General features: G+C 55.6%; 18 protein-coding genes. 17 read left to right on the forward strand and 1 reads right to left on the reverse strand.

Features of this window, described 5'->3' with window-relative positions:
- Nucleotides 1–21 precede the first annotated feature (21 nt).
- The 5 genes from BA6348_RS04905 (at nucleotide 22) to spoIIR (ending at nucleotide 4,298) form a co-directional block, all read left to right on the forward strand.
- Nucleotides 22–597: a thymidine kinase gene (locus BA6348_RS04905; RefSeq protein ID WP_005827801.1), complete on the forward strand. Its 576-nt coding sequence runs from the start codon at nucleotides 22–24 to the stop codon at nucleotides 595–597.
- Nucleotides 598–691: 94 nt separating this feature from the next.
- Nucleotides 692–1,189, forward strand: coding sequence for a hypothetical protein (locus tag BA6348_RS04910; protein WP_007786092.1), 498 nt, complete (start codon nucleotides 692–694; stop codon nucleotides 1,187–1,189).
- Nucleotides 1,190–1,360: 171 nt separating this feature from the next.
- Nucleotides 1,361–2,437 carry a peptide chain release factor 1 gene (gene prfA / locus BA6348_RS04915; protein ID WP_005827797.1) on the forward strand — a complete coding sequence of 359 codons (1,077 nt, stop codon included), beginning with the start codon at nucleotides 1,361–1,363 and terminating at the stop codon, nucleotides 2,435–2,437.
- The gene (gene prmC / locus BA6348_RS04920; RefSeq protein ID WP_007786089.1) at nucleotides 2,421–3,311 is read left to right on the forward strand and encodes a peptide chain release factor N(5)-glutamine methyltransferase; all 891 of its coding nucleotides are present in this window, start codon (nucleotides 2,421–2,423) and stop codon (nucleotides 3,309–3,311) included. The genes prfA and prmC overlap by 17 nt, the downstream gene beginning before the upstream one ends.
- Nucleotides 3,312–3,455: 144 nt before the next feature.
- On the forward strand, nucleotides 3,456–4,298 hold the full coding sequence (gene spoIIR / locus BA6348_RS04925) for a stage II sporulation protein R (protein ID WP_122952854.1): 843 nt from the start codon (nucleotides 3,456–3,458) through the stop codon (nucleotides 4,296–4,298).
- A 76-nt stretch (nucleotides 4,299–4,374) separates the two neighbouring features.
- Here the strand turns inward: spoIIR and BA6348_RS04930 are convergent, their stop codons facing one another.
- Entirely contained in the window at nucleotides 4,375–5,169 is a 795-nt protein-coding gene (locus tag BA6348_RS04930; RefSeq protein WP_035317500.1) for a DUF3298 and DUF4163 domain-containing protein, read from the reverse strand.
- A 231-nt stretch (nucleotides 5,170–5,400) separates the two neighbouring features.
- Here BA6348_RS04930 and BA6348_RS04935 point away from each other — a divergent pair, with 231 nt between their 5' ends.
- The 12 genes from BA6348_RS04935 to bioB all read left to right on the forward strand — a co-directional run bounded on the left by BA6348_RS04935 (nucleotide 5,401) and on the right by bioB (nucleotide 18,911).
- The gene (locus tag BA6348_RS04935; protein ID WP_007786081.1) at nucleotides 5,401–6,480 is read left to right on the forward strand and encodes an L-threonylcarbamoyladenylate synthase; all 1,080 of its coding nucleotides are present in this window, start codon (nucleotides 5,401–5,403) and stop codon (nucleotides 6,478–6,480) included.
- A gap of 55 nt (nucleotides 6,481–6,535) precedes the next feature.
- The gene (locus tag BA6348_RS04940) at nucleotides 6,536–7,096 is read left to right on the forward strand and encodes a manganese efflux pump MntP (RefSeq protein ID WP_035317499.1); all 561 of its coding nucleotides are present in this window, start codon (nucleotides 6,536–6,538) and stop codon (nucleotides 7,094–7,096) included.
- Nucleotides 7,097–7,129: 33 nt separating this feature from the next.
- Nucleotides 7,130–7,588 carry a low molecular weight protein arginine phosphatase gene (locus tag BA6348_RS04945; RefSeq protein WP_005827788.1) on the forward strand — a complete coding sequence of 153 codons (459 nt, stop codon included), beginning with the start codon at nucleotides 7,130–7,132 and terminating at the stop codon, nucleotides 7,586–7,588.
- A 151-nt stretch (nucleotides 7,589–7,739) separates the two neighbouring features.
- The gene (gene rpiB, locus BA6348_RS04950; RefSeq protein WP_007786074.1) at nucleotides 7,740–8,195 is read left to right on the forward strand and encodes a ribose 5-phosphate isomerase B; all 456 of its coding nucleotides are present in this window, start codon (nucleotides 7,740–7,742) and stop codon (nucleotides 8,193–8,195) included.
- Nucleotides 8,196–8,765 carry a TIGR01440 family protein gene (locus BA6348_RS04955; RefSeq protein ID WP_122952855.1) on the forward strand — a complete coding sequence of 190 codons (570 nt, stop codon included), beginning with the start codon at nucleotides 8,196–8,198 and terminating at the stop codon, nucleotides 8,763–8,765.
- 43 nt (nucleotides 8,766–8,808) lie between these two features.
- On the forward strand, nucleotides 8,809–10,059 hold the full coding sequence (locus BA6348_RS04960) for a serine hydroxymethyltransferase (protein WP_122952856.1): 1,251 nt from the start codon (nucleotides 8,809–8,811) through the stop codon (nucleotides 10,057–10,059).
- A 415-nt stretch (nucleotides 10,060–10,474) separates the two neighbouring features.
- Nucleotides 10,475–11,104 carry a uracil phosphoribosyltransferase gene (gene upp, locus BA6348_RS04965; RefSeq protein ID WP_005827780.1) on the forward strand — a complete coding sequence of 210 codons (630 nt, stop codon included), beginning with the start codon at nucleotides 10,475–10,477 and terminating at the stop codon, nucleotides 11,102–11,104.
- Between the two features lie 18 nt (nucleotides 11,105–11,122).
- Nucleotides 11,123–12,271, forward strand: coding sequence for a non-hydrolyzing UDP-N-acetylglucosamine 2-epimerase (gene wecB, locus BA6348_RS04970; RefSeq protein ID WP_005827778.1), 1,149 nt, complete (start codon nucleotides 11,123–11,125; stop codon nucleotides 12,269–12,271).
- A gap of 219 nt (nucleotides 12,272–12,490) precedes the next feature.
- Nucleotides 12,491–15,655, forward strand: a complete 3,165-nt coding sequence (locus tag BA6348_RS04975) for a phosphodiester glycosidase family protein (RefSeq protein ID WP_122952858.1) — start codon at nucleotides 12,491–12,493, stop codon at nucleotides 15,653–15,655.
- A gap of 126 nt (nucleotides 15,656–15,781) precedes the next feature.
- Entirely contained in the window at nucleotides 15,782–17,179 is a 1,398-nt protein-coding gene (gene bioA, locus BA6348_RS04980) for an adenosylmethionine--8-amino-7-oxononanoate transaminase (RefSeq protein WP_122952871.1), read from the forward strand.
- Nucleotides 17,176–17,919 (forward strand): dethiobiotin synthase, encoded by a 744-nt coding sequence (gene bioD, locus BA6348_RS04985; protein WP_007786062.1) that lies wholly within the window; start codon nucleotides 17,176–17,178, stop codon nucleotides 17,917–17,919. Before bioA ends, bioD begins: the two co-directional genes overlap by 4 nt.
- The gene (gene bioB, locus BA6348_RS04990) at nucleotides 17,916–18,911 is read left to right on the forward strand and encodes a biotin synthase BioB (RefSeq protein ID WP_005827772.1); all 996 of its coding nucleotides are present in this window, start codon (nucleotides 17,916–17,918) and stop codon (nucleotides 18,909–18,911) included. Before bioD ends, bioB begins: the two co-directional genes overlap by 4 nt.
- Nucleotides 18,912–18,914: the final 3 nt, after the last annotated feature.

The following is an 18,914-nucleotide window of genomic DNA, read 5'->3' on the forward strand; positions in this document are numbered from 1 at the left end:
TAGGCAAAGGGAGATAGAGACGTGGCACAATTATATTTTCGTTACGGGGCAATGAATGCCTCCAAATCTATTCAGTTGCTGACAGTCGCTCACAACTACGAGCAATCCGGCAAAAAAGTAGTGGTGTTCACGCCAGCCGTCGATGATCGGTATGGGGTGGGAAAAGTGGCTTCGCGGGTAGGCATCAGCAGAGAGGCAATTCCGATCAGCGAAGAGACGAATTTGTACGAAATAGTCGCAGCCGAGACGGTAAAGCCGCACTGTGTGCTGGTCGACGAGGCGCAGTTCATCAGCCGCCATCACGTGGATCAGCTCGTGGCGATTGTCGATCAGTTGGGCATTCCCGTCATCGTCTACGGCTTGCTGAAAAACTTCAAGAACGAGCTTTTCCCCGGCAGCGCCGCCTTGCTCTGTGAAGCGGACAAAGTCGAAGAGATCAAAACAGTGTGCGTGTACTGCAACAAAAAAGCGACGCATATTCTCAAATTCAAAAACGGACAACCTGTCTACACCGGAGAGACGATTGAAATTGCTGGCAACGACACGTACAGCAGCGTCTGTCGCAAGCATTACTACCATCCCCCGGCAAATCGCTGACGAAAATCAGCAGGAAAAAGCCACCCCTGGCTGCAGGTGTGCATGAGCCTGAAAGGCACTGCGCAGACTAAGCAAAACAGGAGGTGGCTTTTTCGTGCGAATGAAGCCTTTGGGAAAAAGCGCGCTGACAGTGCTGGGCATCCTCGTGCTTTCCTCTGCCTTGACTGTCGGGTGTGGCCGGAACGCGACTCAGGAGAAAGGGACCAATACACAGGCGATGGATGGGCAGTATCCGGCGGCGATCAGAGGCGAGCGCAGCGGGGATATTCTCCATCGTCCTGCTCCGCCTGCGGCCGATCGTGATTCGCTGATGGGGCGCAATCAAAATCCAAACGTCATCATCGGCCAATCCAATGTGCGCAATACGCAAATCGACATGAACAACATGGAGATGATGGCCAAGTCCGTAAAAGGCGTCGAGGACGCCCGCATCACACTGAATGGCGGCAATGCATATGTTACTCTTGACCTTGTGCATAACATTACGGCGAGTCAGGCGCGAGCGGTGGAGCAGGAGGTAATTGCGCTTCTCCAGCAAAAAATTCCGCGCTATGACTTCCACGTCACCTCCAATGAAGGCTTTCACCGTTGACAGGCGACGCAAGAACTGGTATGACAAGGCTCGGCATTGCCGGGCCTGTTTCGCATCGAAAAAAGAACAAATTTCCATTGAAATAATGCGCTTTGACTTATTTTCGCTTTCCTCCTATAATTTATCTGTTATAATCGTTTCTTAGTATTCTTTGCGATGGGGTGAAGTACAATGTTTGCACGCTTATCCGCAGTTGAAGAGCGTTTTGAAGAAGTAACGAATCTCCTATGTGACCCCGACGTCATCAGCGATACAAAACGCTTGCGTGAGCTGTCCAAGGAACAGGCTTCGTTGGAAGAAACAGTGACGACCTACCGTGAATATAAATCAGTTGTGAGTCAAATAGATGATGCCAAAGCCATGCTGGAAGAAAAGCTGGACGATGAAATGCGTGAAATGGTCAAGCTTGAAATCAGCGAATTGACTGGGCGCAAGGAGCAGTTGGAAGAACGCCTGAAAATTCTTCTGCTGCCAAAAGATCCAAACGACGAGAAAAACGTGATCGTGGAGGTGCGCGGTGCAGCAGGCGGCGATGAAGCGGCTCTGTTTGCGGCTGTTTTGTTCCGCATGTACACCCGTTTTGCCGAGCGTCACGGCTTTAAAATCGAAGTGCTGGAAGCAAGCCCGACAGACATCGGCGGCTACAAGGAAATCGTCTTCTCGCTGTCCGGCCGCGGCGCCTACAGCAAAATGAAGTTCGAGAGCGGTGCGCACCGCGTACAACGCATTCCGGCGACAGAATCCGGCGGACGCATCCACACGTCTACGGCTACCGTACTGGTACTGCCAGAGGCAGAAGATGTGGAAGTGGAAGTTCACGAAAAAGACATTCGCATTGATACGTTCTGCTCCAGCGGCGCTGGCGGACAGAGCGTCAATACGACCAAGTCTGCCGTTCGCGTAACGCACATTCCGACAGGGATCATGGTGTCCTGTCAGGATGAGAAATCCCAGCACTCCAACAAAGACAAGGCGTTGCGCGTACTCCGCGCGCGTCTGTACGACTACTACATGCAACAACAAAACGCGGAAGCAGATGCTACGCGCAAAAGCCTGGTGGGTACCGGCGACCGCAGCGAGCGCATCCGCACGTACAACTATCCGCAAAGCCGCGTGACCGACCACCGCATCGGTCTGACCTTGCACCGTCTGGAATCGGTGCTGGAAGGCGAACTGGATGAAGTGATCGACAACCTGATTTTGCATGAACAGACGGAGCTTCTGAAAAGCCATGCACACTCAGCTTGATTGGTCTGATGTCACGACGATTCGAGAAGCCCAGGTACGGGCTTCTTCCTTTTTGCGGGAAAAAGGGGCAAAGGACCCGCTGTTCGAAGCGGAGCTGATGATTCGCCACTGCCTGGGCTGGGACCGCACGCGCTATTTGATCTCGATGGCAGAGCCGATCGCCGCAGAGACACTGGCGAAGCTGGACGAGCTGTGCCAGCGCCGCAGCAGGCACGAGCCGCTGCAGTACATGTTTGGCGAGCAGGAGTTTTTCGGACGCGCCTTCACGGTGCGGCCCGGAGTCCTGATCCCTCGGCCGGAGACAGAAATACTCGTCGAGCAGGTGCTGGCTGCGGCAGCGGCTATTTGGCCGGAAAGCGAAGCGCTCGCCGTGGCGGATATCGGGACAGGCAGCGGGGCCATCTGCATCACGCTTGCTCTGGAGAAGCCGCACTGGCAGGTGACGACCGTCGATTTATCGCCGGATGCGACAGCGGTCGCGCGGGAAAACGCAGAGCGTCTGGGTGCCTCCGTGCGCTTTTTGCAAGGCGACCTGGTGCAGCCGTTGCTTGCAGCCGGGGAGAAGGTAGATATTCTCGTCTCCAATCCCCCGTATATTCCGAGCCGGGATGTGGACGAGCTGGACGAAGAGGTTCGCCTGCATGAACCGCGTCTGGCGCTGGACGGAGGCGACGACGGGCTGGATTGCTATCGCCGCTTGTGCGAGGCGCTGCCAGCTCTGCTCAAGGACAAAGCAGTCGTCGCTTTCGAGGTAGGCATCCATCAGGCGCAGGATGTGGCGACGTTGCTGCAGGCATCTGGCGTAATCGAGCAGGTGCAGATCGTGCCGGATTTGGCGGGAATCGAGCGGGTCGTTATCGGCGTAAGGCGGTAATGGCCCGGGCGTCTCGCCTTTTTTGCTAAAATTGTATGAATGTTTGTGCTTTGAGGTTTGGATTTTCGGCTCCTTGTCCATACTGAGGCTATAGAGAGAAGAGAAAAGGCTCGAAAGACTCAGTAGAGAGGGAGACGGTTTGATATGAAACGGATGCTGTTGATCGCGTTCAGTTTGTTTATGCTTATGATGTGCTGGGAGGGACAGCTTACTTCGGCCAATGTACTCGATAATGGGCCGATCCCTCAGGAATCAATTCGTCTGCGCATTATCGCCAACAGCGACTCTGTTCAGGACCAGTGGCTGAAGCGTGAAGTGCGCGATGCGCTGATCGCCCAGATGAACACGTGGGCGGAAGACATCAAGTCGTTTGAGGAAGCAGAGCAAATGGTCGCGTCCCAGTTGCCTGTTTTGCAAGAGGTTGTGGATAAAACGATCCGCGAACGCGGCTTTTCCTATAAAGCAGTCGTCGATTTCGGGCAAGTGCCTTTTCCGACAAAGTTGTACGGCTCTTATGTGTATCCGGCTGGCAACTACGAGGCGCTGCGGGTGCAAATCGGCGAGGCGAAAGGGCAAAACTGGTGGTGCGTACTGTTCCCCCCGCTCTGCTTTATCGACATGGCAAACGGAGATGCCGTACAGGCGGCAGAACCAACAGCGGAGACCGGGACAGAGCAGCTTCGGCCAGTGATGAATCCGGAGCCGACTTCCGCAGCTTCCGTATTGAAGCTCGACCAGGAAGTCGCAGAGCGCAAGGAATGGCAAGAATGGCGGCAAGAGCGTCTGGAAAGAGAAGACGCTGCGGACCGTAACGATCAGGCTGCGAGCGTTTCCCGGGCGGGACATGCAGTGGCCGTAGACGATGAAACAAAAGAGGAAGGAAACGAGCAGATCGAGGGGCAAGGGACGAGCGAGCCGGCAGCCCCTGCGCCGCAAGTAGAGGTGCGCTTCTACCTGTGGGAAAAGCTCGAAAGCTGGTTCTCCTGAGCCTTTAAAGTCTTTCCGTAAAAAAAACGACACCCCGCTGTCATGGCGCAGGTGTCGTTTTGGATTGAAAAACGGCTTACTTCTGAGTCAGGGCAGCGAGAATTTCCGGCTTCAGCAAGCTGTGGAAGCGATGGGCAGGGATGGTGAAGGCAGGCATTCCTGCTGCGTATGGGGCAATTTCGTACTGTCCGAAATGAATGACGAGATTGCCGTTTTCAAACGAGAAGCTCTGGTCGTCTGTAATGCTCTCAAAGCTGTACGGATTGTAGCCGTCCGCTGCTGTTTGTGCTTTGATCTGCTGGCTGATGAGCTGGTTGATAATGCTGCGGTAGTCGTAGCCGGACTGGAACAGGTCGGCGAGCTTGAGCGTTTTCGCTTTGGCCTGGTTGTCGATCGTGTAGTAGGTGACGTCGGTCATGCCGTGCGCTCCGCCAGTATAGATGTACGACTGGATGGAGAAAGACACGAGCTTGCCAGCCTGGTGTACTTCATAGGAAATATCGAGTGCGTGCGGCCGCGGCTCCCAGCCGTATTTTTTCGCTTCTGCCGCATCTTGCTTGCCTGCTTTTTGGCCTTCGGCAAGACCTGTCTGTGCTTGCTTGAGCAGGTCGGCGTTCAATTTGGCTTCAAAAGCTTTATCCTTCAACCCGCTAATGACCGGGATCGTCACCTTGCCCTCGAACTCTTTTGATTTGACGGTCAAAGTTTTCGGGGTGAACACCACTCCGGCTGCTTGCGGCTTTTGCGCTTGTACGGCAGGCACAGGCTTGGCTGTCGCGGCAGGAGAAGCTGCCAGGACGGGTGCAGTAGCGGCGGTCAGCAATACGGCTGTGCCGAGCAGGCTGGAAGTAACGGATTTCAACAATGTCATATTCATTCACGATCCTTTCGATCTAAGGGAAAATGTTCCTCGCTTGTATGGACTTATTCTACTACATCGTTTTGACGGATGATGTTAAGAATTGGTAACAAAGACTTTTCCCAACACTTTTCCAAAAGTTATTCACAAGTTACCCACAGCCTGTTGAAAACTTCTGGATGCACATCTATACTAAAGGCACTTATTACAAAAGAAACGAGCTAGAGAAAGGATTTTTTTACGATGGAAATCAATTTAGTGACAAAGGTGTGGTCTGTGGATAACGATGTGGAAAACATCCCTAGTTGTACACAGATTGTGGATGCAGCCCGTTTGCTACGCGCCGGGGAAGCGGTCGCTTTTCCAACAGAGACGGTGTACGGCCTGGGCGCGAATGCATTGTCTGATGCAGCAGTGGAGAAAATATTTGCAGCGAAAGGCAGACCGAGCGATAATCCGCTGATTGTGCATGTCGGAGAACGGGAGCAGTTGTCCACAGTCGCAGGCACCGTCCCGGAAAAAGGCCAGAAGCTGATGGACGCATTTTGGCCGGGGCCGTTGACGATCATCCTGCCGAAAAACGATCAGGTCGCATCGCTGGTGACGGCAGGGCTGGATTCAGTCGGGGTGCGCATGCCGGACCATCCGATCGCTCTCGCACTTATCAAGGAAGCGGGCGTGCCGATCGCAGCTCCCAGTGCGAATCGCTCCGGCCGTCCGAGTCCGACCACGGCTGCACACGTGTTTGCCGATCTGGACGGACGGGTAGCGGGGATTGTGGATGGCGGAGCTACCGGAGTCGGTGTCGAGTCGACGGTAGTTGACGTGACGGTCGACCCGCCTGTCATCCTGCGGCCTGGAGGCATTACCCGCGAGCAGATGGAACGCGTGATTGGCCCAGTCGAGCTCGATCCTTCTTTTCAGGTGGGCGCGGTAGAGACGCCGCGTGCGCCAGGGATGAAATATACGCATTACGCCCCTGAGGGGGAAATGTGGCTGGTGACAGGCGACGAAGCACAGGTTCGCGCGAAAATGGCGGAGTTGCTCGCCGAAGCAAAACGGCATGGGCAAAAAACCGGGGTGCTGGCGACAGAAGAGTCGGCTGCTTACTGGCAGGAACAGGCGGCGGTGGACGTCGTCTTGTCCGTAGGCTCCAGGCACGATCTGGAGAAAGTCGCCCAGCAGCTTTACGCAGTGTTGCGCGAGTTTGACCATCAGCGCGTTCAGTTCATTGTCGGGGAAACTTTTTCACGCGAAGGCTTGGGCATGGCCGTGATGAACCGTCTGGAGAAAGCGGCGGGCGGACGTATCCTGTCCGTCTAAAACAGTCTAAACTCCTCCTTGTCCGCATAAGGTGAAGAGACGGGGGGGAGGCGGCTTGGACCAGGTGTTGTTTCAGTGGGGGCAATTTTTGACGTTGCTCATTATTGCCTTTGCTTTGAGCATGGATGCCTTTTCGCTTGGGATCGGCGTAGGCATGGTTGGAATACGCTTGCGGGAAATTGTAAAAGTGAGCATTACTATTGGGCTTTTTCATATTATGATGCCTGTCGTCGGGATTGCTGTCGGCACTTATTTGTCCGATTTGGTTGGGGATATCGCCGTTTTCATCGGCGGAGGAGTCCTGATGCTGATCGGCTTGCATATGCTGTGGAACGGACTGATTCACGGCGATCAAAAAAGCGTCTTGAAGACAAGAGGAATCGGGCTGCTGCTGTTTGCATTTAGCGTCAGTCTCGACGCGTTGACGGTCGGTTTTTCATTTGGTCTGATCGAAGTAAACAAAATTCTCGCGATCTCCCTGTTCGGCATCATGGGGGCGGCCATGTCCTATTTTGGGCTTTTGCTCGGCAGAAGCGTGGGAGGATGGTTGGGCGATTACAGCGAATTAGTAGGAGGACTTATTTTGTTTTGCTTCGGGTTGAAGTTTGTCATCTAGGAGACGGATGCTGACAGAAAGGAGGGGCGATCATTGAAACGAATCTTATTTGTCTGCACGGGAAATACTTGCCGCAGCCCGATGGCGGAGGCGATGTTTCGCGCCAAGACAGCCGGACAAGAATTTGAAGTACGCTCGGCCGGAGTGGCGGCCTACGCAGGCCAGCCTGCTTCTGCACACGCCCAGGCGGTGCTTGCAGAGCGGGGCATCTCGCATGCGCACGAGTCAAGCCAACTGGATGAGGCGCTGATCGAGTGGTCCGACCTCATTTTGACGATGACGAACAATCACAAGCACGCCATCCTGACTTTTTTTCCGGCGGCGGCAGACAAGGTGCATACGCTGCAGGAGTTTGCGGGAGTGGAAGGCTTGCGGGATATTGCCGATCCGTTTGGCGGAGCGCTGGAGGATTACCGCCGGTGCGCCGAGGAAATCGAGGAGTCGTTGGACAGGCTTTTGGAGCGGTTGATGGAAGTTCGTTTTCGTAAATAACGGGACATAGGAGGTGCTGGTTGGTAGCCAGGACCTTGTTTCTTGTGAGAGTACGAACATTTTTTAATCAATCAACCTAAATGTTCACTTTTTACTTACGGCTTTTTGATGTATAATGAGTGAGATCATGAAACAAGCGAGGGATGGCAGAATGAAAGTGGCGATTGCTGCAGATCACGGTGGATACAAGCTGAAAGAGGAAATCAAGACTCTGCTCACCTCCATGAACATCCAGACGGAAGACTTCGGTTGCTCTTGCGAGGATTCGGTAGATTACCCTGATTACGCCTTGCCCGTAGCGGAAAAAGTGGCAGCAGGCGAGTTCGACCGGGGCATCCTGGTTTGCGGAACCGGCATCGGCATGTCGATCGCAGCCAACAAGGTTCCTGGCATTCGCTGTGCGCTGGTGCACGATACCTTTTCTGCACGTGCTACCCGCGAGCATAACAACACGAACGTTTTGGCTATGGGTGAGCGGGTGATTGGCCCTGGCCTGGCGTTGGATATCGTGAAAATTTGGCTGGAGACGGAGTTCCAGGGCGGCCGCCACGAGCGCCGTGTGGAAAAGATCACGCAAATCGAAGCGAAGCACGCGGGAGTGAAGTAAGTGGACCTATCCGCTATCGAACAAGAGGTTCGTCAGTTGGTGGAGGAAGTGGCCGGGCTGGCCGAGCTTCGGGCCGGACAAGTCATGGTGATCGGGTGCAGTACAAGTGAAGTGCTGGGCAAGCACATTGGAAAAGCTGGCAGCCGGGAAGTGGCCGCCGCCATTTATCGCGGCATCCGCACTGTGCAGGAGCAGCGCGGCTTTGCTGTGGCCTTTCAATGTTGCGAACATTTGAACAGAGCGCTGGTGCTGGAGCGCGAAGTTATGGAACGCTACGGGCTGGAAGAGGTTTCGGTCGTTCCGGTGCCGACTGCTGGCGGCTCCATGGCTGCGCACGCTTTTACGCAGCTTGCCGATGCGGTTGTGGTGGAGCAGATTCGCGCCCATGCTGGCATTGATATCGGCGACACGTTGATTGGCATGCACCTGAAGCAAGTGGCCGTGCCTGTGCGCCCCTCGCAGCGGACTGTGGGAGAAGCGCACGTCACAGCCGCGCGGACTCGCCCCAAGCTGATCGGCGGCGCGCGAGCTGTCTATGAAGTTGTACCCCAAAATGAAAGCTGTACCTAAAAAGAATGTGGGACAAGCCCATTTTCAAGGAGGAGAATAAATCATGCTAGAATTTTTGCGTAAACAGGACCCGCAAGTATTGGAAGGCATTCAACTGGAGCTGGGAAGACAGCGTGACAAAATCGAGCTGATTGCATCCGAAAACTTCGTTAGCCGTGCGGTTATGGAAGCGATGGGAACGGTACTGACCAACAAATACGCAGAAGGCTATCCGGGCCGTCGCTACTACGGCGGTTGCGAATACGTCGACATCGTGGAAAACATTGCGCGCGATCGCGTAAAAGAAATCTTCGGTGCCGAGCATGCGAACGTACAGCCACACTCTGGCGCGCAAGCTAACATGGCGGTTTACTTCACCATTTTGCAGCCAGGCGACACTGTACTCGGGATGAACCTGTCCCACGGCGGCCACCTGACGCACGGAAGCCCTGTGAACTTCTCCGGTACGCTGTACAACTTCGTAGAGTATGGCGTAGATCAAGACTCCCACTTGATTAACTACGAGGATGTGCGCGCAAAAGCTCTGGAGCACAAGCCTAAGCTGATCGTAGCGGGAGCAAGTGCTTATCCGCGCGCGATTGATTTTGCCAAATTCCGTGAAATCGCGGACGAAGTGGGCGCGTACTTCATGGTAGACATGGCGCACATCGCTGGTCTGGTTGCGGCTGGCCTGCATCCAAACCCGGTTCCGCACGCGCACTTCGTCACCTCCACTACGCACAAAACATTGCGCGGCCCTCGCGGCGGTCTGATCCTCTGCAAAGAAGAGTTTGCAAAAGCGATCGACAAATCCGTGTTCCCAGGCGTGCAAGGCGGTCCGTTGATGCACGTGATCGCGGCAAAAGCCGTTTCCTTTGGCGAAGCGCTGCAACCTGACTTCAAAGACTACGCAAAACGCATCGTGAACAACGCCCGCGTCTTTGCGGAAGCGCTGCAAGCAGAAGGCCTGACACTCGTCTCCGGCGGAACCGACAACCACCTCGTACTGGTTGACGTAAGCAAAATCGGCCTGACTGGTAAAGTAGCCGAGCACCTCCTGGACGAAGTGAGCATCACCACCAACAAAAACACCATCCCTTACGATACGCAAAGCCCATTCGTCACAAGCGGTATCCGCATGGGTACCCCAGCCGTCACCAGCCGCGGCTTTGACGAAGAAGCGATGAAAGAAGTAGCAGCCATCATCGCGCTGACCTTGAAAAACCCGGAAGACGCAGCCAAACACGACGAAGCCCGCCAACGCGTAGCCGCGCTGTGCCAACGCTTCCCGATGTACGAAGGCTTGACGATTTAATTTTCAAGAAAATTTCTCAAGCAGACAGACCCCGTGAGCAACCTCGCGCGGGTCTGTTTTTTGGCTTTCTTTCTGTCTTTTCCTGACAAACAGCCACGCGGAGAAGACGGTTTCCAGGCGCCGCGACTTGCGAAGTCCGACCCAGCGGTGCGACGAAGCGAGGGAAAAAGGAACGTAACCCTGAATAAACTGCGAAGCGGCTACCACTTTTACGTTCCCCCGCGCTTCGTCGCGTAGCGGACAGTCAATCCCACAGCGGGACGTAGAATGAAGCCTAGCCTGGAAACCGTCTTCTCCCCACTACAGCCCCTCCCAGACAAAGAAAGAAAAAGTACGAAGATTAGGCAAATTGACGGCGACTCTCTCCTTCGCTATGATGGAAAAGATGCATTGATAGGGAAACGGAGGAACGTACATGAGCCGTGTATATGTGTTTGACCATCCGCTGATTCAGCATAAAGTGACGTTTATTCGTGACAAGAATACAGGAACCAAAGAATTTCGCGAACTCGTAGACGAAGTAGCAACCTTGATGGGCTACGAAATCACCCGCGACATGCCGCTTGAGGAAACCACCATCGACACCCCGGTAGCCACCTGTAAGTCTAACGTGATTGCCGGCAAAAAAGTTGGACTCGTACCGATCCTCCGTGCAGGACTTGGCATGGTCGACGGACTGCTCAAGCTGATCCCGGCTGCAAAAGTCGGCCACGTGGGACTGTATCGTGACCCGGAAACCTTACAGCCAGTAGAGTACTACGTCAAGCTGCCTTCCGATGTAGCCGAGCGCGAACTGATCGTGATTGACCCGATGCTTGCGACTGGCGGTTCTGCTGTCGCGGCGATTGCCGCGTTGAAAAAACGCGGAGCGAGAAATCTCAAGCTCATGTGCCTGATTGCTGCTCCGGAAGGCATCAAAATGGTGCAGGACGAGCATCCGGACGTAGATATTTACGTAGCTGCCATTGACGAATATTTAAATGACCATGGATACATTGTGCCTGGCCTCGGCGATGCGGGCGACCGCTTGTACGGCACAAAGTAGGCGGAGAGGGTATTCCAGATGAAAACAGTAAAAGTAATGACGGTATTCGGGACGCGTCCGGAAGCGATCAAGATGGCCCCCCTTGTGCATGAGCTGAAAAAGTACAACGGGCAAATCGAATCGGTCGTCTGCGTGACCGCCCAACATCGCCAAATGCTCGACCAGGTGTTGGGGATTTTCGATATTTCGCCGGACATTGACTTGAACATTATGAAAGACCGCCAGACGCTCGTTGATGTGACCACGCGCGCCCTGCAAAGTCTCGATGCGGCGATCAAGGAAGTAAAGCCGGATATCGTTTTGGTGCATGGCGATACGACGACTACATTCGTTGCGAGCCTGGCCGCTTTTTACAACCAGGTAGCGATCGGCCATGTGGAAGCGGGCCTGCGCACATGGGACAAGTATTCGCCGTTCCCGGAAGAGATGAACCGCCAACTGACAGGCGTGATGGCCGACCTGCACTTCTCCCCGACAAACGGGTCTGCTGACAACCTCAGACGGGAAGCGAAGCCGGAGGAAAGCATTTACGTAACCGGAAACACCGCGATTGATGCGCTGAAAACGACAGTGCGCGAAGATTACACACACCCGGTGCTCGACCGTGTAGGCGACTACAAACTGGTGCTGATGACGGCCCACCGCCGCGAAAACCTGGGCGAGCCGATGCGCCGCATTTTCCGTGCGGTCAGAAGACTGGTGGACGAGCATCCCGAGATTGCCGTCGTGTACCCGGTCCATCTCAACCCGGCTGTGCAGGAAGTAGCGCAGGAAATTTTGGGCGATCACGAGCGCATCATACTGATCGAACCGCTTGATGCGCTCGATTTCCACAACTTCGCCCGCCGTGCTCACCTGATCCTGACCGATTCCGGCGGAGTCCAGGAAGAAGCGCCGTCCCTTGGCGTGCCTGTTCTGGTTCTCAGAGATACAACCGAGCGCCCAGAAGGGATCGAAGCCGGTACGCTCAAGCTGGCGGGTACAGACGAAGAACAAGTTTACGCGATGGCACACGAGCTGCTGACCAACCAGGCAGCCTACGATGCAATGGCGCACGCTGCGAATCCGTATGGGGACGGAGAGGCTTCCCGCCGTATCGTAGAAGCGATCCTGCATCATTTTGGATTGCGTTCCGAGCGTCCTGAGCCGTTCAAGCCGGGACAGTAATCATTTGCCCATACAGCCAAGAGTGACCCGTCCGGTATCGACTGCTATCATCCGGACGGGTTTTTCTGCTGTTTTGGCAGACTGACGATTTGGTTTGTTTTCCCAAAAGAGAATCTGCAAAATTGGCGAAACTATCCACTACTTCGGTGCGTCTAACGAATAGTTACCGACTTACATAGGGAACAGACAGAGTTTGGAAAATGGAGAGGAGTCACCAACATGAGAGCGCAAAGGATAGTGACGCTGCTCACGGCTACGACGATGGCCTGGGGAGCTTTTGTTCCGTTTGTGCCCCTTGCGACGAATGTCGCGCACGCCAGGGCGGAAACCAGTGCATTGAATATGGTGTGGCAAACCCCGATTGGCGAGGGGACCACTTTGCTCAAATATACGAAATCGTTTGCGAATCAGGTCGTGACCATCATGGTTACCAAGGTCGACCTGAACAACCCGTACGTAGAGGTCAAGCCCGTCTACGGGACCGCCGGCAAGCTGACGGAAAGACAGACCGTCACCCAGATGGCGCGCGAAACAGGCGCGGTTGCGGCGATCAACGCCGACTTTTTCAACATGTCCAAGCGGGGCGCGCCGTTTGGCATCGTAATAAAGGACGAGCAGTTGATTTCCTCGATGGGGCTGATCTCGTACTGGTATAGCCTGGGGCTGACCGGGGACAAGGTCGCGATCATCGACAAGTTCGGGTTTGGCGGAAAAGTCACCGCGCCGAACGGGGCTGTCTACTCGATTCAAGGCGTCAACAAAGAAGAGTACAATCCGAGCGACGGCCGCAAAAGCCACCAGAACCAACTGAACGTCTACACGCCTTCCTTTGGCAAAACCAGTCTCGGCGCAATTCCGGGCTACAAGGACGTCGTCGAGATTTTGTTCGTGGACAACGTCGCCAAGGAAGTGCGCGTCAACCAACCGGGAGTCTACATACCTTACAACGGATACGTCTTGTGGGGACACGGCGCGGCAGCGGCCTTCCTCAAACAAAATTTCCCGGTGGGCGCCAAAGCGACCATCGAGTACCAAACAACTCCGCAAACACTCGACCTGAAGCAAGCCGTCGGGGGCAACGTGCTGCTCGTGGATCAGGGCAAAGCTTTGACGTCGTTCCAGGCGGACAAGTCGATCACTTCTGTCAATGCACGCACGGCAGTGGGCGTGTCCCAGGATGGCAAGACGCTGTACATGGTCACCATTGATGCCAGCAAAGGCGTTTACCTGGACGAGCTGGCAAAAATCATGGCAGAGCTCGGCTCCTACCGTGCCGTGAATTTTGACGGTGGCGGCTCTACGACATTGGCTGCGCGCATGCTGGGCGAGACGCATGCCAACCTCGCCAACAAGCCGAGCGGCGGTGCCGAACGCCGCGTGCCGACCGGACTTGCTGTGTACAACACCGCTCCGCCAGGAGAATTGCGAGGATTCCAAATTGACGTGCCAGCGGACATCCTCATCGGCCAAACCGTGACGCTCAATGCCTCCAAAGGGTACGACACGCATTACCAGCCATACGCGATCAATCCGGCGAACGTCACGTGGGAAATCCCGCAAGCCGATGCAGGAACAGTAGAGGGACAACGCTTTACGCCAGCCCGCTCCGGCCAGATTACACTGACGGGTCGCCTGGGCAACGTGGCGCAAAACAAAGAGGTGCACGTCATTGCGGGCAGCGAAGTCCAACAAATCGTCGTCTCCCCGAATCCGGTCACGATCGCACCGGGACAAGCCGTGACGCTTGATGTGAAAATCAAGACGAAAAAAGGAGCGACGATTCAGGCGACGCCGCTCAGCGTCAAAGCGAGCGTAGACTCCGCAGTCGCTACCGTCAACGACAAGCTGCAGTTGATAGCAGGAAGCGAACCGGGAAATGGACACCTGACGATTGCGTATGACGGTGTGTCGACAACCGTTCCGTTTGCGGTCGGTCAATTCGAACAGCCATGGCTGACATTTGACAACCAGGTCGGCATGTACCACGCGGCCAACCCGAGCAGCATCAGCTCGGCAGGCTCGTTTGCGCTCGTTCAGGACCAGGTGTTCCGCACGAAAAAAGCGGCGAAGCTCGTCTACAACTTCTCCGGAGCGCCAGCGAACAACATGCGCATCTCTTACGGCGTGCTGGGCGCCCAGCCTGTCGCCATCCCGGGCAAGCCGCTCGGAATCGGCTTGTGGGTAAACGGGGACAACAGCAGACATTGGCTGCGCGCAGAAGTGCTCGATGCCAACGGCAAAACTGTCTACGTCGATCTGGCCAAAGAAATCGACTGGACAGGCTGGAAGCAGGTAAAAGGCTACTTCCCGAGCAACGCCGCCTATCCGTTGAAGCTGAAAAGCATCTACGTAGTCGACCAGCCGAACGACGGCATTACGCATGACAAAGGAACGCTGTACTTCGACGAGCTGTCGCTCCTTTTGCCGAACCAGACAGGCCAGCCGAGCAATGCGGTTGTCGTGCCTGAGCTGCCGGGCAGCACGTCGCTGGGCGCGGAGCTTGACCTTGCCTACTCGTTTGAGAAAACCGCTCCGTTTTTGGACAGCGCTTTGGTGGAAATCGACTCGATCGTCAACCAGCAACTGCCCGGGTATGTCCCTGCGGACTACTCGTTCACGATCAAGCCGGGAGAGCGCAAGGCAGGCACGGACGATGCGATCTCGACTTCCCCGATCAAGCTGACGCTTGTGCCGAAGAAGTGGATTGCCGGAAAAGGAATCGGACTTCTGTACGTCAACGAAACCAACCAGACGCTCGATCCGCTCTTGGGCACCAAAAACGCGCAAGGGCAGTGGGTGTATGAGGTGAACAGCTACGGCAAATACGTTCCGTACTATATGGACGATGCAGGCGCGGCGAGTCCGTCGTTCACCGATATCGCCAACCACCCGGCCAAGAAGGAAATCATGTTTATGGCGGAGAACGGATACGTCAAAGGATTGACGGAAACGAGGTTCGGACCGGAAACTTCGCTTACCAGAGCGCAATTCGTCACCTTGCTGGCACGTACGTTCCACTGGGAGCTGCCCGACTCGCCGAAGCTCAGCTTCAAGGACAAGGTGCCTGCCTATGCGCAGGGAGCGGTCCAGGTGGCCGTTGCCAAAGGCCTGGTAAAAGGCTACGAGGACAAGACGTTCCGTCCGGACCAACCTGTGACGAGGGCAGAAGCGGCTGTCATCCTGGACCGTCTGGTAAACAAAAAGGGAGCGGCCAAAACGGTTTCCGACAAAGGAACATGGCCGTCCTGGGCTGCCTCGTCCATCACCAACATGGTTGGGCTCGGCCTGATTGATCCGGTCAGCGGAAAATACCAGCCGAACAAGCCGACGACCCGAGCGGTATGTGTCGTGGCGCTCTATCGCATTTTGCAGCAAACCAAATAAAGCGCACAAAGCAAAGACTATGCTTCTCCAATCACGGGGGAGCGTGGTCTTTTTTTGTTTCCCGCTCCAAAGAAAAAATCGTTGTCAAAAATGGTAAACCGAATTAACATTTTAGTTAACAAATATATGTTAACCAAGGATGTGGTATGGTTGTTACATACTTATGACTATGACGAGCTGGCGCAAAAGAACAAGCAATTTTTGTGGCATCCATTTACGCAGATGAAAGACTACAACGCGCAGGAGCCTTTGATTATTGCCAGAGGCGAAGGAGTCAAGTTGATCGACGTCAATGGCAAGGCGTATTACGACGGCTTTTCTTCCGTATGGCTGAACGTTCACGGCCACAATGTCCCCGAGCTGAACCAGGCGATCATGGAGCAGCTATCGCAAATCGCGCACTCGACTCTGCTGGGAATGGCAAACGTGCCGTCCATCCTGCTGGCCGAGCAGCTTGTGCGAATCGCTCCGCCTGGACTCAGCAAAGTGTTTTACTCGGACAACGGCGCGACTGCGGTAGAAATCTCCCTGAAAATGGCGTTCCAGTATTGGCAAAACCGCGGGCAGACGGGCAAGCATTCGTTTATCACGATGAACAACGCCTACCATGGCGACACGATCGGAGCGACCAGCGTGGGCGCAATCCCGCTGTACCATCAGGTTTACAAGCCACTGTTGTTTTCTCCGCACGTCATCCCTTACCCGTATCCGTACCGGGATGGAGGCGAACAGGCGGCCATGGAAGCAACCTTGAGCCAGTTGGAGAGCTTGCTGCAGCAAAAAGCAGGCGAGATTGCCGCCATGATTGTCGAGCCTGTCGTCCAGGGAGCCAGCGGAATGATCGTCATGCCGGACGGCTGTTTGAAACGGATTGCCGAGCTTTTGCGCGCGCATGACGTGTTGCTGATTGCGGATGAGGTGGCGACAGGCTTTGGACGGACGGGAAAAATGTTCGCCTGTGAGCACGACGGCGTAGTGCCAGACATCATGGCCGTTGCCAAAGGGCTGACCGGAGGCTATTTGCCTGTAGCCGCCACGCTTGTTACCGAAAACATCTACGACGCTTTTTACGCGGACTACGAGGAACAGAAGACGTTTTTCCACGGCCACTCGTTTACCGGGAATCCGCTCGGCTGTGCCGTAGCGCTGGAAAACTTGCGGCTGATGGAGGAGCGAAGACTGGTCGATCAGGTGGCAGAAAAAGCGGTCGGTCTAAAGCAGCTTTTGCAGCCGCTAAAGGCAGAGCCGCACGTCGGCGATATCCGGCAAAAAGGCTTGATGGCAGGAATCGAGCTGGTCCGGGACAAGCAAACGAAGGAGCCGTACCACTGGAACGAGCGCATCGGCGTCCGCGTCTGCCAGCGGGCGAGAGAAAAAGGGCTGCTGACCAGACCGCTGGGCAATGTGATCGTCTTCATCCCGCCGCTTGCCTCCAGAATGGGCGAGATTGCGGAAATGGTGCAAATTTTGGCCGAATCCATCCGCGAGGTCACGCTGGAACAAAAGGAGCAGGAAGTGCGATGACCAAGCCATTTGCAGGATTGTTCGTTGCCGGGACGGATACGGATGTGGGCAAAACTGTCGTCACCGCTGGAATCGCGGCGGCGCTGCGCGAGAGAGGCTGCGATCTCGGTGTGTGGAAGCCCGTTCAGTCCGGGGCGTTGGCGCATGAGCAGACGAGCGATGCTTTTCGCTTGCGGGCCTGGAGCGGTGTAGAGGACTTGTGCGAGGAAATTGCGCCTCTGGCTTTTTCCGCGCCGCTGACGCCCTGGCTGGCAGCACAAGCCGAGGGCAGGACGCTCGCGCTCGACGAAGTGGTTGCGGGCGGGCATTCCTTGATGGCGAAGCACGACTGGCTGCTGGTAGAGGGGGCCGGCGGGCTGGCAGTGCCTCTGACGCAAACGGAGATGATGATCGACCTCGCCGTCAGGCTGAACCTGCCGCTGTTGCTGGTCGCCCGCGCAGGGCTTGGCACGATTAACCACACGCTCTTGTCGGTCTGGTATGCGCGCTCCCGGGGGCTTGAGGTGGCCGGCGTGATTTTAAATGAAGCAGCCCCCGCAACGGCGACCGACCAGAGTATCGCCACGAATGCCGCGATGATCGAGCGTTACGGAAATGTGTCTGTCTGGGGAGTGCTGCCGTACATGGGCGGAGCGTTTACCCAACAGCAATTGGCTGAATCGGTGAGGGCGCATGTGAACGTGTCGCCTGTCGAGAGTGTGCTGAAAAAGCAAACTATTAAAGGGGAGATACAAGGATGAACAAGACGGTTGCCGTGAACTGGAACGAGTATGCAGAGAAGGCTGTGCAAAAGGAAGCGCTGACGCAGGAGGAGGCGTTGCGCGTCTTGCAAGCGCCAGACGATGAGCTGCTGCCGCTATTGCACGCCGCTTTTCAGGTCAGGAAGCACTTTTTCGGGAAAAAGGTCAAGCTGAACATGATCCTGAACGCCAAAAGCGGCCTGTGCCCGGAAGATTGCGGGTACTGCTCGCAGTCGATCGTCTCCACAGCTCCTGTAGCCAAGTACACCATGCTCGACAAAGACACGCTGCTGGCAGGAGCGCGGGAAGCGCTGAACCGGAAGGCAGGGACGTACTGTATCGTCGCTTCCGGCCGTGGTCCGACCGAAAAGGAGCTGGGCCAGGTGATCGAAGCAGTCAAAGAAATTCGCGAGACAATGCCGCTGAAAATATGCGCTTGTCTCGGCATCCTGAGCGACGAGCAGGCACAGCGGCTGAAGGAAGCGGGCGTGCATCGCTACAACCACAACCTGAACACAAGCCGCAACCATTACTCGGCGATCACGACGACCCATACATACGATCAGCGGGTGGAAACCGTCGATACGGTGAAAAAAGCCGGGATGTCACCGTGCTCTGGCGTCATCGTCGGCATGGGGGAGAGCGACGAGGAGATCGTCGAGATGGCATTTGCCTTGCGCAGTCTGGATGCGGATTCGATCCCGGTCAACTTTTTGAATGCGATTCCGGGGACTCCGCTGCAAAACCAGGGCCGCACGCCTGCGCAAAAGGCGCTGAAGGTGTTGGCGCTGTTCCGCTTCGTCTGCCCTGACAAGGAAATTCGCGTGGCAGGCGGACGCGAGGTGAATCTGCGCAGCTTGCAGCCGCTGTCGCTCTACGCGGCCAATTCGCTGTTTGTCGGCGACTATTTGACGACGCCGGGCCAGGAGATTTCCAGCGATCACAAAATGATCGAAGACCTTGGCTTCGAGATCGAGCTATGTGCGCTGTAGGTA

This window comes from Brevibacillus agri, assembly GCF_004117055.1.
In the GTDB taxonomy this organism is placed as follows: domain Bacteria; phylum Bacillota; class Bacilli; order Brevibacillales; family Brevibacillaceae; genus Brevibacillus; species Brevibacillus agri.

Bases quoted from the DNA above. Each gene is read 5' to 3' on its own strand.
- BA6348_RS04930 (WP_035317500.1), bottom strand. From the start codon at position 5,169: ATGACATTGTTGAAATCCGTTACTTCCAGCCTGCTCGGCACAGCCGTA.
- spoIIR (WP_122952854.1), top strand. From the start codon at position 3,456: ATGAAACGGATGCTGTTGATCGCGTTCAGTTTGTTTATGCTTATGATG.
- rpiB (WP_007786074.1), top strand. From the start codon at position 7,740: ATGAAAGTGGCGATTGCTGCAGATCACGGTGGATACAAGCTGAAAGAG.
- BA6348_RS04975 (WP_122952858.1), top strand. From the start codon at position 12,491: ATGAGAGCGCAAAGGATAGTGACGCTGCTCACGGCTACGACGATGGCC.
- BA6348_RS04960 (WP_122952856.1), top strand. From the start codon at position 8,809: ATGCTAGAATTTTTGCGTAAACAGGACCCGCAAGTATTGGAAGGCATT.
- prfA (WP_005827797.1), top strand. From the start codon at position 1,361: ATGTTTGCACGCTTATCCGCAGTTGAAGAGCGTTTTGAAGAAGTAACG.
- bioD (WP_007786062.1), top strand. From the start codon at position 17,176: ATGACCAAGCCATTTGCAGGATTGTTCGTTGCCGGGACGGATACGGAT.
- upp (WP_005827780.1), top strand. From the start codon at position 10,475: ATGAGCCGTGTATATGTGTTTGACCATCCGCTGATTCAGCATAAAGTG.
- BA6348_RS04935 (WP_007786081.1), top strand. From the start codon at position 5,401: ATGGAAATCAATTTAGTGACAAAGGTGTGGTCTGTGGATAACGATGTG.
- prmC (WP_007786089.1), top strand. From the start codon at position 2,421: ATGCACACTCAGCTTGATTGGTCTGATGTCACGACGATTCGAGAAGCC.
- bioA (WP_122952871.1), top strand. From the start codon at position 15,782: ATGTTAACCAAGGATGTGGTATGGTTGTTACATACTTATGACTATGAC.
- wecB (WP_005827778.1), top strand. From the start codon at position 11,123: ATGAAAACAGTAAAAGTAATGACGGTATTCGGGACGCGTCCGGAAGCG.
- bioB (WP_005827772.1), top strand. From the start codon at position 17,916: ATGAACAAGACGGTTGCCGTGAACTGGAACGAGTATGCAGAGAAGGCT.